Raw genomic sequence first — 15180 nt, 5'->3', positions numbered from 1 at the left:
GGGGGCTGGGGGGCTTACTGTCCCACCATAAACACGGCATTACTGAACAGCAGTTTACCATTTTCCCAGAAGCTGCGGAACAATGGGTCATCAACCATATAAACTACCGAACCGCGGCCCATGGGTTGCACGCCAAGCAGCAAACCGTTATTAATCTTCTTTTTTGATTCCTGGCCAACAAAGCCCGATACATAACCGTCTTTTTTAATGGTACCTACATTCCAGCCGTCATCGCCCGAAAAAAGATCGTAGATATCATCATTCAACTTTAATGAATAGTAGTAATCCGGTAAACCGAAGCCAAGCGGATGGGTATTGTCAAGGTTCAGTTTATAAATAGCGCCTGGAATAGACTCGCTAAGCGCTAACCGGTCGCGGTCTCCATATAACTTAACTGTTTTATCCTTGTCCTTTTCTTTGTCTTTATCTTCTTTTTTCTCTTCCTTATGCTTAATCAGGAAGCCTTTTTTATCAACCAGTAACGATACGGCATTATCCACAGCTATCAGCTTACCTCCGTCACGGATCCAGTTTTGCAATTTCTCTGAAGGGAAATCTTCATAACGACCATCGGGGCAAATCACCACATCAAACTCGCCCAGTTTTGTGCGACCTAAGTCCTGATACCTTATTAAAGTGACCGGATATCCAATTTGCGCCTCAAACAAATGCCAAACCTCGCCCATAGCTTCCGAATTAACACCATCGCCGGCAATCAACGCTATTTTAGGTTGATGGATATACCTTACCGCGTCCGAACCGATATCCGATCCTTTATCAACAAAGCCTGTTGAAATGGGGGTGATCTCCTGACTAAGTGATGCAGCGGTTTGAGTAACCACCTGGTCAAAAGCAGCCAGATCATTGCCTGCGCGGGTAACAATTAATGAACCTGCTGTAAATTGCTTGCCCCCTGCTTCAAAAGGCTTCTCGGCATAACGCACTTTAATCTTCTTTTTTAGCAAAGCAGCCAAAAACTTCACATCATTAACAGATTGCCACGCCGATACATATGCGTAAGCATGTGTATTTACCAGAGGCTTAGGCTCGGCCACGCTCCATTCGGTACTGGCAGGTTTAAATGATTCCTTCAATCCGTAAGCTTTCAATCCATAAGCATACGGAAGCGACCATGCCGTGATATCATATGTATTCGAGTCCGGGATAAAGGTTTTGGGCTCCAAAAGCACATGCAGTAATACTGCTTTAGGCTGATAGGCATTAACTACCAGGTCGTTTGCGCCAACATTATATTGCTCCGTTTTTTGGGTAACATAGTTAAAGCCGGTAACGGTTTTATTAGCTAAGCCAAAACCATACTGGATGCCGTTGCGGCCCAGCATTTTTGCCAACGCGTTAATTTTATTATTGTTATCGTTTTTAATAACATAGGTTTTGTAATCGCCCGGGGGATTGGCCCGACTGTTGTCAAAAAACTTTTTATACTCATCCAAAAGCTTTTGAGTATTTAACGCGGCTATTTCAAGTGTGCTTAAACTGGTTGAGTGGTGATGGGCCACGCGCTGCACCAAAGTAAGGGTATCACCGCTGCGGGTAACCACAGCCAAACCGGCACTGATACCACCTTGCTCATACGTCATGCCGATAGAGCCATTGTATAAAGGATAAGTATCGCCGTATGACGGGTAAAGCAGATCGAACTCGTATTTTGTAAAATACATCCAACCGTTCTGGTCAAAGTACTTGGCATTGTTTTTACCAATAGTGATCTGGAACTGGCGTTGCCATTGGGTAATATCTTTATGGTAAGGCTCGGCAGCAGGGGCAAAGTAATAGGGTGCGTTGTAACCCTGCTCATGGTAGTCAACATGAACCTGCGGCAGCCATTGGTTGTATAAGCCTACGCGGGCCTGGGTTTCTTTTTGCTGCTGCCAGGCCCAATCGCGGTTAAGGTCAAAATAAAAATGGTTTACCCTGCCACCCGGCCATGGTTCAACGTGCTCGCGCGATGTTGGGCTGGGATCTGGCGCAGCGCCAACTACCGAATTATAAAAATTAACATAGCGGTCGCGCCCATCGGGGTTTAAACATGGATCGATAACAACAACCATATTTTTAAGCCAGGCTTTAGTAGCAGCATTTGCCGGATCAACCATGTCAAACAAAGTCCACATCGAAGCTTCACTTGATGCAGGCTCGTTACCGTGTACATTATAGCTTAGCCAGGTAACAACAGGCATGGCAGTGCTGCCGCCACCGCTTTCTATCCCGGCCAGTTTAAGGTTATTATGACGGATCTCTTCCAGCCTGCCAATATTTTCATCAGAAGCGATGAACATCGCCAGTAAAGGCCGGCCCTCGTTGGTAGTACCAAACTGCTGTAGTTTTACATTTTTTGAAACCGTCGCAACGTATCTAAAATATTCAGCGATACGATAATGTGGAGTAAAATGCTCACCCAGTTTATAACCCAGGAACTCCTGCGGCGATTGGATCTTTTGCGCAAAGGCCGGGCAAAAAAAACTTACAAATACAAAAAGGAGTAAATGTTTTTTTATCATAAATAAATAATAGATATATAGGAGAAAAGAGATAAGCTAATATGCAGAAAAATATTGGCAAATTGTTAGATGTGCAAATTTCAGATGTGCAGATATGTAAATGATTAGAAAATACACTGAATTTATTTATAAAAACACAAAATAAATAGGATGCGCATTATCTAAAATTTGCACATCTGAAATCCGCATATTTATAATCTGAAATCTGCACATTTGCATATCTGCAATCAACAAACATGACACCTATCCAGGCCCTGCAAAAATACTTTGGTTATAGTACCTTCAGGCATGAGCAGGAAGCTATTATTCAAAATATACTCAAAGGGCAGGATGTAATGGCGCTGATGCCTACAGGTGGCGGCAAATCATTGTGCTACCAATTACCTGCGGTATTGCTCGATGGCTTGACCATTGTGATATCACCGCTTATTGCCCTGATGAAGGATCAGGTTGACAGCCTGAACGTTAATGGCATCCCGGCAGCATTCCTCAATTCATCCTTAAATCCCGAGGAAACACGGGTTTTGGTGAATAGATTAAGGAATAACGAAATCAAATTGCTTTATCTCGCCCCCGAACGCTTGTTCAGTGCCGAGAGCAAAGAGAATAAAGAAAGTAAGCTTATTCCCTTTTTAAAAACGCTGAAGGTAGCCCAGATAGCTATTGACGAGGCGCATTGTATCTCATCATGGGGGCATGATTTCAGGCCTGAATATTTAATGCTTGCGGGACTCAAGGAGGAATTTCCTTCTGTACCGGTTATTGCACTTACGGCTACTGCGGATAAGCTTACACAAAAAGATATTCTTGAAAAGCTCAACCTTCATAAGCCGGCAATATTTGTATCCTCATTTAACAGGGCAAATATTACTTACCGCGTAGCGCCTAAAAAGAACAGCTTTAAACAGCTCATCGCCTTTTTAAATGAACATAAGGATGAGTCGGGGATTATTTATTGCCTATCCCGCAAATCTACCGAAGCATTGGCCGAAGATTTAAAAGATGAAGGGTTTGCTGCCGAGGCTTATCACGCCGGTCTTAGTAATGAAGTTAAAGCCCGTAACCAGGAAGCCTTTTTACGCGATGACCTGAAGATCATTGTGGCAACCATCGCTTTCGGCATGGGCATCAATAAATCAAACGTGCGTTATGTAGTGCATGTTGATCTGCCTAAAAACATTGAAGGCTATTATCAGGAAACCGGCAGGGCAGGGCGCGATGGCTTACCATCCGAAGCTTTATTACTTTACTCGCCCGGCGATGCGATGAAGCTGCAGGGTTTTGCAAAGGTTGAAGGCAATGAGCAGCAAAGCCGCATTATGCTTAATAAGCTTAATGATATGGTGAAATATTGCCAGCTGTTATCGTGCCGCAGGCAATACCTGATGAAATATTTCGACGAGGATTTTCCGGCAAAATGCGGCTCATGTGATGTTTGCCTTACCGAGTATAAACGTTTTGATGGCACACTGATCGCTCAAAAAGCATTATCGGCCGTAGCCCGGTTAAATGAGCGCTTCGGTGCTAACTATGTGATTGATTTTCTGCGCGGGTCAAAAAGTGATAAGATCCGCGAGGAACATAAACAACTCAAAACCTATGGCATCGGCGCGGATATCAGCAAGGCCGACTGGCAGCACCACATCCGCGAGCTGGTAACCATGGGCTACCTGCAAACTGCGGGCGATGAGTACCCTGTTTTAAAGCTTACCGCGCAAAGTACAGATGTATTAAAAGGCGGGCAAAAGGTTGAGTTTATTGAGATAGAAAAGGTAGAAGAGGTTCATCATGAGGAAAGCCTACCTCATGAAGTTCCGTTATTCAACCGGTTAAGAGAAGTTAGGCGGGGTATTGCCGAAAATGAAAATGTACCAGCATACGTTATTGTATCCGATGCCACACTGCAAGAGATGGCCACCTACCTGCCGCAAAGTTTGGATGAATTGCGAATGATTTCGGGTTTTGGCGATGTTAAACTTGCACGCTATGGCAGGGAATTATTACAGCCGGTAAAAGAATATTGCGTAGAAAAAGGCCTCGGCTCTAAAATAAAGCAAAAATCGCCTAAGCGGGAGCGAAAGGCTAAATCACCGGGAAAAGCCAAACCTTCGTCGCGAAGCAGTGATACTAAAGCCGAAACGTTTAATCTATATCGTTCTGGAAAAACCATTGCCGAAATAGCCGCTGAACGTGGTTTTACCACATCTACTATCGAAACACACCTGAGTTATTATGTACAAAACGGCGATCTGGATATTACCGAAATTGTTCCGCAGAAAAAGATAGCCGTTATTACTGATGCTGTTGAAAGTTACGGAGCAGAAAAGCTGTCACCATTAAAAGAGGTTTTAGGCGACGATTACAGCTACGGCGAAATCAGGGCCGTGATAGACTGGATGAAGAGGTAGGAATAATTTTTGTTAGCGATAAAGGGAGATAAAAAAGTGCGGCCCTTGTGTGATTCCCCTCTTGAGAGGGGCGGAGGGGTGTGTTTCTGCTTTGACAAGTCTAACGCAGAAACACACCCCAGCCCTCGCTCAGTCCTCCGCGCCCCCTCTCAAGAGGGGATTTAAAAATGTTCAATCACAAACTTGTTTAAATGACATATTTTTGAATTGTATTTTGTTTTAATAATCATGATCACAACAACCCAACTATACGATATATACCTCAAACACCCCGTAATCAGCACCGACACCCGAAAAATAGCACCGGACAGTCTGTTCTTTGCGCTTAAAGGCGATAAGTTTGATGCCAACACTTTTGCGCAAAAAGCAGTTGAGGCCGGTGCAGCTTACGCGGTGATTGACAATCCCGAATACCAACTGGGCGAGCAGTATTTATTGGTTGAGGATGTTTTAACCACATTGCAGGATTTGGCGCGTCATCATCGCCGCCAGCTTGGCATCCCGGTTATTGGGCTTACCGGCACTAACGGCAAAACCACTACTAAGGAGTTGATCAACGCTGTGTTATCGCAGCATTTCAAAACTCAGGCTACACAGGGAAATTTAAACAATCATATAGGTGTACCTCTTACCATACTAACAATTGACGCCACTCATGAAGTGGCCGTTATTGAAATGGGGGCTAATCACCAAAAAGAGATCGAGTTACTGTGCAGTATTGCCCAACCATCTCACGGTTTAATTACCAATGTTGGGAAGGCGCATTTAGAAGGCTTTGGCGGAGTTGAAGGAGTAAAAAAGGGCAAAGGAGAATTGTATGATTATTTTGCCCCCCTGCCCCCTAAAGGGGGAGTAAGTAAAACAGATGTCGCTGTTTTTGTCAATAGTGATGATGCTGTTTTAATGGAAATGGCTGCAGCCCGTCGTTTGCCTCATGTAGAGTATTACGGAACCGATGCTATTGATAACCTCATTAGTGGTGAACTGTTGGAAAACTCTCCCTTACTTACCCTGGAGTGGACCAACAATAAAACCGGCGACAGCTATAAAGTTAAAACACAGCTAACCGGTACTTATAACCTGCCTAATATTTTAGTGGCGATATGCATCGGCACCTATCTCGGTTTATCTGCAAATGAGATTAACGCCGGAATTGAAGGTTATCAGCCTAAAAACAACCGTTCGCAAATTGTACAAACGGCCACCAATACCCTCATTTGCGATTATTACAATGCCAACCCAAGCAGTATGTTTGTTGCCATTGAAAATGTGGGTAAAATTGAAGCAAAAAGAAAAGTGCTTATTTTGGGGGATATGTTTGAAATGGGCCCGGAAGCAGCGGTTGAACATGCATCTGTTATCCGCAAAGCGATGGATACCGCTGTTGATGAACGCATCTTTATCGGAAAGGATTTTTTGGGGGCTTCGCAGTCCATGGATCATGGACCATGGGCCATGGGCAAGTTTTATGAAACTGCCGAAGATGCCATTGCTGCTTTGAAAGCACAGCCTATTACCAATTCAACTATCCTGATCAAAGGATCAAGAGGAATGGCTTTAGAGCGGTTGGTGGAATTGTTTTAAACTAATCACTTAATCTTTATCGACTCTACTGTTTTTTTAAACTTAACAAGGTAATTGCTTGTATTGCTGTAAGCACTTCCCATAAAAAGAAGACTGGAATTTTCACCTACCAATGCTACCTGGTACATTACACCAGCCGTTCCGTTAAGTGTTGTTTTAGTATTTAAAACAAAGGCAGTATAATTACCTATTTTGGTTTTGCTTATTGTTTTATTGTCAAGCTTGATACCCCTTTTTTCGTATCGCCAAAGCATATCATTGGCAAACTCATTCGCTTTCTCTTCCGTAACTTTAGGGAGTGACGTAATGATAAAAGAATTGGCCAGCGAGTTGTTCACATCAGCTTTACCATTTTCATTATACATAAACACATTTGAAGCGGTCATAGCATATTGAAAATTGGTGATGGAATGATCAAATTCAAAATTAGCCAATTCCAGCGGATCTGATTTCAATTCCTTGTCATAGTAAACTGATCTCAAGATATCTAATAACTCCTTTTTCCCATGTCCGTCTGCTGTTTTACAAACGCCCGCAATCATGGTAACAAATGTTTCGTCACCAAAAACTAACATCACTTTTGTTTCGCCGGGATATTTGGAAGGTCCATCGCCAAAAATGCCGTCAAACTGATTTAATTTAATGCCTTTTACAACATCAATTTTTGCCCCTTTGGCTTCAATTGCTTCCCTCGTAAAACGAGTCTTGGTATTATTAAAATTTGCAGCAGTTGATTCAACAACTTGTATATACAACTTATCATTTTTTTGATAGCGGGCCAACTCTTTTATATACTGATAATCTTTAGGTATCTGCATATAAACCTTAGTTCCGGTTATTCTTACAAGCTTACCGGACTTAACTGTATGTATTTGATTGGGAAATTCACTCTCGTTTTGAGCAAATGAATAAAGTGCAAAAAGGGTAAGGATCAGGCTAAAGAATATTTTCATAAAAACGCCATGTTGGAATAGCGCTTTAAAATTAAAGCAAAATATCAAGAGCAAAAAATATTTAATAAGTGGAGTGATCAACAGTCTAAAGGATCAACAGGGATGGCTTTGGAGCGGTTGGTGGAATTGTTTTAAGTTTTCAAAGTAAAGACGCATCACATGCGTCTCCCATGAGGACAAGTAAGCAATTAATGTGCAGAACCTGTATTCGGGAGACGCATGTGATGCGTCTTTACATTATTACTCTCTCCGCAAACTATCAACCGGGTTAGCCAGCGCGGCTTTAACCGATTGAAAACTGATAGTGATAAAAGCGATCAATACCGCAATCACAGCAGCTAATACAAAGGCTGTCCAGCTTATGCCAACTCGGTAAGCAAATGCATCAAGCCAGTGGCTCATAGCCAGCCAGGCAATCGGGAAAGCCACAACTATAGCAATAAGCACCAGCTTAATAAAATCTTTTGCTAACAGGGCAACAACATTTGTTACGGTAGCACCCAAAACTTTCCGCACACCAATTTCGCGGGTACGTACCTGAGCGGTGTAAGCTGCCAAACCAAGCAGGCCAAGGCAGGAGATTAAAATAGCTATCCCCGCAAAATAGTTAAACAATGTACCTTCCCGCTGTTCGCCCTGGTAAAGTTTGTTGAATATTTCATCCAGGAAAGTGTAACCAAACGGAAACTGGCCATTGTATTGTTTAAACTCTTTTTCGGCAGCTACTATGGCTTTTGGCGCACCATCGCCGGTTGTTTTAATATACAGTGAAGCATACGTATCCGGGGCGTAGAAAAATACCATCGGACCAATTTTTTCACGCATACTTGCAAAGTGAAAATCCTTTACCACGCCTATAATAGTTCCTTCAGTTTTACGCAACCTGAAACGTTTGCCTATCGGGTCTTTCATACCTAACTCCTTAATTGCAGCCTCATTCAGGATATAATGAGCCGAATCACTCACCGAGCCATCAAAACCGCGACCTGCAGCCATTTTTATCTTGAAAAAAGAAATAAAATCTTTATCAATTCCCTGTGGATGTACAATAAACGTTTGACCGGTGGCTTTACCATCCCAATCGTTATCGCCGGAAATACCACCATTATTAACAATATTGCCGCTTGAACGCGTTACGGCTTCAACCCCCGGTTGTTTCAAAAGTTCGGCTTTAACAGCATCATAATGATCTTTCATATCGCGCATCCAAAAAGCAAACACATGACTTTTATCATAGCCTAAATTTTTAGACCGGATGTAATTAAGCTGGCTGGTGATCACAATGGTACTGATGATCAATATTACTGAAAAGGTAAACTGCACCACTACCAGGATCTTACGGAAAAGCACATCTCCAATACCATTGGATATTTTACCCTTAAGTGCTTTTAATGGTTCAAAAGATGAAAGCAGTAGCGCCGGGTAAATACTGGACAATACAAGTGTAGCAGTGATGGTACCCGCAATAACCAACCAGATATGGTAGTTGGAAAGATTAAATACCAGTTGCTTACCCGCAATTTCATTAAATACAGGAATTACGTTATAAATTACCAACACTGCTAAAACCGACGAAAGGATAAACAGCAAAGCTGTTTCTACTACAAACTGCATAAACAATTGTGTTTTTGCCGCGCCGATGATCTTTCGCATGCTTATTTCCTTGGCGCGCAGCATGGCCCGCGCGGTTGAAAGGTTAACATAGTTGATACAGGCAATCACTAATATTACTAAGGCGATAATGATAAAGATATGTACAGTGCTGATCCCCCGGTCGGTACCATCAGCATTATAAAGATGCATTTTAGTTGCGGGCAGCAAGAGGTAATCGGCATCGGTATCTTCAGGCTTCCGTTTCAGATGAACTTTATTCAAATCGGCCGATAGCTTTTTTAAAGAAGTACCCGGCTTCAACAACAAATAGGTTTCATAAGCGTAATTGCTGAAATCATGGTTCAGATCAACCTTATTGTTGGTAAACATATATTTGATATGATAGCTCATAGGCATGATCATATCGTAATTAATGCTTGAGTTAAGCGGGAAATCATTAATAACGCCCGATACAGTAAAATTCTCTTTATTATCGGCCACAATAACTTTTCCTAAAGCATCGTCATTACCGAAATATTTTTTTGCCGTTCTTTTTGTGATCACTACCGAATTATCGCTGGTAAAAGGCTTTGCCTTGTTACCTTCAATCAGCGGAAAATCAAAAACAGTAAACAGGGAGGGATCAGCAAAGCCTACCGCCTGCTCGTTAAAAATTTTATCCTGGTATTTAAATAATGAGAAAAACCAGTTATTGGTTATGCGCACCTGATCTTGCACAACGGGCAGTTCCTGTTTAGCCAACGGCCCCATCGGTGCTACTGTTGTTTGCCAAATCTGCTTGCTGGCCCCCGTACCGCCAAAAAGCTCTACGCGGTAAATATTTGATGCGTTTTTATGAAAGCTATCAAAGCTAAATTCGTCCTGCACCCAAAGCAGGATCAGGATCCCAATGGCGAGGCCTACAGTTAACCCGGCAATATTGATCACCGAATAAAACTTATTGCGGACAAGGTTCCGCCAGGCGGTTTTGATATAGTTTTTCAGCATAATAATATCGGCTTTATCAGGCAACACCTAATCAAAATGATGCCAATATTATAAATTTCTAACTATCAGTAGTTTACAAAACTTCGCAATATACTATCGTTCGGATACGGACAGCGGGTGTTCATTTATGTTACGGGGATGATGTGGATTTGCTTTCACCTCTTCAACCTTCCAAAACCGGGGTTATGATATTATGGTTCACCAGGATCCGCATCAGCATCTCAACTGAAAAATCGCGGGTAATATCAATGCTGATATAATCCCTGTCGCCGGTCTTAACCTCACAAGCATCTCGGTCAAAATACAATACCAACCCGCGCATACTGCCCGAAATAATAACAATGCGTTCGTTGTTAATAAGCTTAAAGCTATTGCGGGTACGCTTAAAAAAGCTGCACAGGTTTTTAATATGCCGATAGGTAAGTAATGAAATGATCATGCTGTCAGCTTTTAATAATGGTGGCCAGTCGCTGCCTTATAATGATTTCTTTAACACCGGCAGGCAGCAAACTGTTTAATAAAACAAGCATCCGGTTTATCATACCGGGGATGATCTCTTTTTTTCCTCTCAGCAAGCCATCCACCGCTATACGTGCTACGTACCCGGGCTCCATAATGGTTGCCTTTGATATGCCTCTAAGCTTATTATTCATCACCAGCAGCTCGGGCTTGGTGTTGATCCCACCGGGGCTAAGCAAGCTGATCTTCACATTTGAGCCATGAAGTTCCTGCTGCAAACATTTGGTAAAATACCTGATAAATGATTTGGTAGCACCGTAAACCTGCTTTTTAGGCACCACAAACAAGCCGCCCAAGCTCCCCACATTCAATATATAAGAGGTAGCAGAGACATCGGCCTGGGCCAGGAACAAGCGTGTAAGCAGTACAGGTGTAATCACGTTCAGTTCAATTTGCTTTTTATAAAACCCAATGTTCAAATCTTCAAACCACGACCAGTTACCTAAACCCGCATTATTGATGAGCAGGTGGGCCGTAATTTGCTCATCACTAAGATAATTAAAAATTGCAGGGTAACTTTCGGCAAGTGTTAAATCAATTTCCAAATAATTCACTTTAACCTCAAAGTTTTTACGGATAAAGGATGCAAGCTCAGGCAATCCGGTAGCTGGCAATGATACCAGTACCAGATTTATTCGCCGCGACGCCAGTTCAATGGCAAACGATTTGCCCAACCCTTCGCTGGCGCCGGTTATGATGGAGGTTTGGTTGGTCATGTTCATTCTTGTTTAAGGTAATTAATTGTTTTATGCATCCCTTCAGTAAAGGAGGTTATCCGGTAACCAAGTTGCATTATGGCTTTATTACTGCTGTATTTTTGATCGTACTTTAAGCGCTCTGCAAACTCGGGTAAAAAGAAAGGGCGCAGCCCGGTAAGCTGTGATTTAAGCTTTTCAAAATGGCTATAAAATTCAATAGCCTTTAACGGCAGATGAATGAGACGATGTTGCTTACCTGATACCTGATGTACTGTTTTGAAAAAATCATTAAAACTAATATCCTCTCCGCCTAAAATATAGCGTTCGCCGCTGGTTCCATTATTCATAGCCGCCAAATGCCCCTCAACCACATCGGTTAAAAAAGCATAATTGGCTACCTGTTCGCCGTTGCCGGGAATAAAATGCCATTTGCCGCGTAAATAGGCCAAAACCATTTTACCCACTGTATTACTTTCGGTAACAGGCCCTTCGCCATATACGCGTGATGGATTTACTGTAACGATGTATATCCCTCCCTGCTTTGCAAAGTTTTGCACTTCCAATTCTGCCAGGTATTTGGTACGCTCGTAAGCAATGGGAAAACCTGCTATCCGCGGGTCGTTTTCACTCATGGGGTGTTTAACCGTTGGCCCCCAAACACCGCAGGTTGATGTGTAAACTATTTTCTGTACACCGGCACCTGCTGCAACTTCAAGTACGTTACGGGTACCAACAACATTGGTTTCATGGTAATCATCGGGGTTACGGCACCACATTTTGGCCAGGGCGGCGGTATGATAAACCTGCTGGCAACCCTGCATAGCCCTGCCCAGGCTTTGGCGATAAAGGATATTGCCTGTAACCGGTTCGATGTTTTTATGCTTTATTAAATACGGGTGATCGGTATTGCGGCATAAGGCTTTAACATCATAGCCCTGCATAGCCAGCGATAACGTGAGCTGCCTGCCAATAAACCCTGTTGCCCCGGTTACTAAAACTTTCATACAGGTATTACAACCTCACTATTGTTTACCCCTATGTATGGAAAAGAATTTTTAAATCATTTTTTAACCTATAGTTTTAATGCGGTAAATATTTAAATTTGGCTTATTACTATAACAAAAGCCTTTACCAAACATGAGCTCACTACAAGACCCATATAATACTTTTGCCGGTTTTTCGCCCGAGGAGTTGGGCTTTTTACAACACGCAACACCCGATTTAACCGAAAATCAAAAGAAATATTTCTACATGGTTTACAGCAACAAGCGCAAAAACTCGCAGGATATATTGTTATTTACCTTGCTTGGGTTTGTTGGCTTTGCAGGTATCCAGCGTTTTGTATTGGGACAGATTGGCATGGGGATCCTGTATTTTTTTACAGGCGGGCTTTGTGTTATTGGTACTATTGTGGATCTGATCAACAATAAGTCGATAACTTTGGAGTATAATAAGAATATGGCTTATGAAAGCTACCAAATGGCTAAAATGAGCAGCTAAACCAAGCCATTATTTATCTCTAAAAAAACTTAATGAAACTATCTGCCTTAACCGCTTACCTTGAAAGCCTCGCACCGCTCAACTATCAGGAAGATTATGATAATTCTGGCCTGATAGTTGGCAACCCGGAGCAGGAGGTAAGCCATGCCCTGATCTCGCTTGACTGTACCGAAGCTGTGGTTGATGAGGCCATCGCTACCGGCTGCCAGGTGATCATATCGCACCACCCTATCGTTTTCAAGGGATTGAAAAAATTCAATGGCAAAACCTATGTGGAACGGGTGGTTGAAAAAGCTATCCGTAAAGGTATTGCTATATACGCTATTCACACCAATTTGGATAGCATCATGACCGGCGTTAACGCCCGTATTTGTGAAACTTTAGGTTTAAAAAACAGCCGAATACTGCTGCCCAAACATAACCTGATCAAAAAACTGGTTACTTACGTTCCGCTAAACCATGCCGACACTGTGCGTGATGCTTTGTTTGCGGCAGGAGCGGGCACCATAGGCAATTACAGCGAGGTTAGTTTTAATGCAGAGGGAACAGGGACATTTAAAGGCAATGATGCCGCAACCCCTTATGTGGGCGAAATTGGCAAACGCCACAAGGAAGATGAGATCCGCATTGAAACGGTATATCCGGCCAATTTGGAGAGCAAGATCCTGATGGCGCTGATCCTGGCCCATCCGTATGAAGAAGTTGCCTATGATCTTTACAATTTAACCAATCAGCACCAGCAGGTAGGCTCGGGCATGATAGGCGAGTTGGAACTGCCGCTTAATGAAGAAAGTTTCCTGTTTCATGTAAAGGATAAGATGCGCACGCATGTGATACGGCATACCAAACTATTGGGCAAACACGTTAAAAAAGTAGCTGTGTGCGGCGGTTCGGGAGGCTTTTTGCTAAAGCATGCCATAGCCGCAGGAGCCGACGTTTTTATAACTGCCGATTACAAGTATCACGAGTTTTTTGATGCCGAAGGAAAGATAGTTATTGCAGATATCGGACACTTTGAGAGTGAACAATTTACGCAGCAATTATTGTATGAAATAATTAGAAAAAAATTCCCTATCTTTGCCGTCCGTTTAACAGAAGTAAATACAAACCCCGTCAAATATTTTATTTAATGGAACAAACCGTAGAACAAAAGCTTAAAGCTTTATACGAACTACAAACTATCCACACCAAGATTGACAGGATCCGCCAGGTAAGGGGCGAATTGCCAATGGAAGTTGCCGACCTTGAGGACGACGTTGCAGGCCTTGAAACCCGCATCCAAAAGATCAAAGGTGAACTTGACGATGTGGAAGATGACATAGTTACCCGTAAAAACCTGATCAAAGAAGCTCAGGCGAACATCAAAAAATACGAAGGCCAGCTTAACGAGGTTAAAAACAACCGCGAATATGATGCAATCTCAAAAGAAATTGAGATCCAGGGCTTAGATATACAGGTGAGCGAAAAGAAGATCCGTGAATACGGCTTCGAAATCACCAACAAAACCCAGGTTTACGAAAAAGCATTGGCTGATCTGGAAGCCCGCCAGGCCGACCTTGACGCCAAGAAAGAAGAATTAGGCACCATTACTGCCGAAACTGAAAAAGAAGAAACCGAGTTGAATGCCCAGGCTGCAAAAGCTATGGACAACATCGAAGAGCGTTTATTAACTGCTTACACCCGTTTACGTCAAAACGCAAAAAACGGCCTTGCAGTTGTAACTATCCAACGTGATTCATGCTCTGGTTGCTTTAACCAGATCCCTCCTCAGCGCCAGTCAGACATCCGTCAGCGTAAAAAGATCATCGTTTGCGAACATTGCGGGCGTATCTTGGTTGACGAGCAAATGGCTTTGGAAGCTGAAGAAGCATAAGCAACCATTTATAAAGTTAAATATATCAAAGGCGCCCAATGGGTGCCTTTTTTGTTGCTTTATTTAGCCGATATTTATCTCATGCCTAAAACCCGGATAACCTATTTGATATTAACAATAGCAACCATTATCCTCGGTTTGCTATCCCGTCACTTTAAATTTATCCCTTTGTTTATCGGCGATATTTTGTGGGCCATTATGGTTTACTTTATTATGCGGTTTATTTTTATCAGCAAGACTGTCAAGTTTAATGTTATTGCGGCTTTGCTGTTTTGCTTCGCGATAGAGTTTAGTCAGCTTTATAAAGCGCCATGGATAGATGACATCAGGCACACACTGTTTGGCAGGCTCGTTTTAGGTGAGGGCTTTTTGTGGAGCGATTTGTTGTGTTATGTTATTGGGGTGGGGATAGGTGTTGGGATTGAAAAGCTTTTATTCACACGGAGCCGATAGCCGTGGAAGCTTTAAACCTTATTTGACTATTAACTTTAAACCACTTACGTTCTAAACTGTTTATACAAG

12 protein-coding genes and 1 pseudogene are annotated in these 15180 nt (G+C 42.6%); 7 read left to right on the top strand and 6 right to left on the bottom strand.

What is annotated here, in order from left to right; all coding sequences use genetic code 11:
* Positions 1-14 precede the first annotated feature (14 nt).
* Positions 15-2522, bottom strand: coding sequence for a M14 metallopeptidase family protein (locus DIU38_RS28815; protein ID WP_112658954.1), 2508 nt, complete (start codon positions 2520-2522; stop codon positions 15-17).
* Between the two features lie 236 nt (positions 2523-2758).
* On the opposite strand from DIU38_RS28815, the gene recQ reads away from it, so the two are divergent.
* Together recQ and DIU38_RS28805 are read left to right on the top strand one after the other, a co-directional pair.
* Positions 2759-4930 carry a DNA helicase RecQ gene (gene recQ / locus DIU38_RS28810; protein ID WP_112658952.1) on the top strand — a complete coding sequence of 724 codons (2172 nt, stop codon included), beginning with the start codon at positions 2759-2761 and terminating at the stop codon, positions 4928-4930.
* Between the two features lie 228 nt (positions 4931-5158).
* Entirely contained in the window at positions 5159-6514 is a 1356-nt protein-coding gene (locus DIU38_RS28805) for a UDP-N-acetylmuramoyl-tripeptide--D-alanyl-D-alanine ligase (protein WP_208057664.1), read from the top strand.
* A 5-nt stretch (positions 6515-6519) separates the two neighbouring features.
* Here DIU38_RS28805 and DIU38_RS28800 read toward each other — a convergent pair whose 3' ends face one another.
* The gene (locus DIU38_RS28800; RefSeq protein WP_112658950.1) at positions 6520-7467 is read right to left on the bottom strand and encodes a hypothetical protein; all 948 of its coding nucleotides are present in this window, start codon (positions 7465-7467) and stop codon (positions 6520-6522) included.
* Between the two features lie 193 nt (positions 7468-7660).
* Between DIU38_RS28800 and DIU38_RS34990 the strand changes: the two are divergent.
* A pseudogene (locus DIU38_RS34990) lies at positions 7661-7729 on the top strand (hypothetical protein); the annotation flags it as partial.
* On the opposite strand, the gene DIU38_RS28790 reads toward DIU38_RS34990, so the two are convergent.
* The 4 genes from DIU38_RS28790 to DIU38_RS28775 all read right to left on the bottom strand — a co-directional run bounded on the left by DIU38_RS28790 (position 7708) and on the right by DIU38_RS28775 (position 12289).
* Positions 7708-10068, bottom strand: coding sequence for an ABC transporter permease (locus DIU38_RS28790; RefSeq protein WP_146750372.1), 2361 nt, complete (start codon positions 10066-10068; stop codon positions 7708-7710). The pseudogene DIU38_RS34990 and the gene DIU38_RS28790 sit on opposite strands and share 22 nt — an antisense overlap.
* Positions 10069-10231: 163 nt before the next feature.
* On the bottom strand, positions 10232-10507 hold the full coding sequence (locus DIU38_RS28785) for a hypothetical protein (RefSeq protein ID WP_112653340.1): 276 nt from the start codon (positions 10505-10507) through the stop codon (positions 10232-10234).
* Positions 10508-10511: 4 nt separating this feature from the next.
* Positions 10512-11303, bottom strand: coding sequence for an SDR family NAD(P)-dependent oxidoreductase (locus tag DIU38_RS28780; RefSeq protein WP_167516306.1), 792 nt, complete (start codon positions 11301-11303; stop codon positions 10512-10514).
* 2 nt (positions 11304-11305) lie between these two features.
* On the bottom strand, positions 11306-12289 hold the full coding sequence (locus tag DIU38_RS28775) for an NAD-dependent epimerase/dehydratase family protein (RefSeq protein ID WP_112653342.1): 984 nt from the start codon (positions 12287-12289) through the stop codon (positions 11306-11308).
* 133 nt (positions 12290-12422) lie between these two features.
* On the opposite strand from DIU38_RS28775, the gene DIU38_RS28770 reads away from it, so the two are divergent.
* The 4 genes from DIU38_RS28770 to DIU38_RS28755 all read left to right on the top strand — a co-directional run bounded on the left by DIU38_RS28770 (position 12423) and on the right by DIU38_RS28755 (position 15111).
* Positions 12423-12785 (top strand): TM2 domain-containing protein, encoded by a 363-nt coding sequence (locus DIU38_RS28770; RefSeq protein ID WP_112653343.1) that lies wholly within the window; start codon positions 12423-12425, stop codon positions 12783-12785.
* 32 nt (positions 12786-12817) lie between these two features.
* Entirely contained in the window at positions 12818-13915 is a 1098-nt protein-coding gene (locus tag DIU38_RS28765) for a Nif3-like dinuclear metal center hexameric protein (RefSeq protein WP_112653344.1), read from the top strand.
* On the top strand, positions 13915-14658 hold the full coding sequence (locus tag DIU38_RS28760; protein ID WP_090532210.1) for a zinc ribbon domain-containing protein: 744 nt from the start codon (positions 13915-13917) through the stop codon (positions 14656-14658). Before DIU38_RS28765 ends, DIU38_RS28760 begins: the two co-directional genes overlap by 1 nt.
* A gap of 81 nt (positions 14659-14739) precedes the next feature.
* The gene (locus DIU38_RS28755; protein WP_112653390.1) at positions 14740-15111 is read left to right on the top strand and encodes a ribosomal maturation YjgA family protein; all 372 of its coding nucleotides are present in this window, start codon (positions 14740-14742) and stop codon (positions 15109-15111) included.
* Positions 15112-15180: the final 69 nt, after the last annotated feature.

The sequence above is a fragment of the Mucilaginibacter metallidurans genome, assembly GCF_003286435.2.
Classification (GTDB): domain Bacteria; phylum Bacteroidota; class Bacteroidia; order Sphingobacteriales; family Sphingobacteriaceae; genus Mucilaginibacter; species Mucilaginibacter gossypii.
This window is presented reverse-complemented; position numbering and strand designations above follow the sequence as displayed.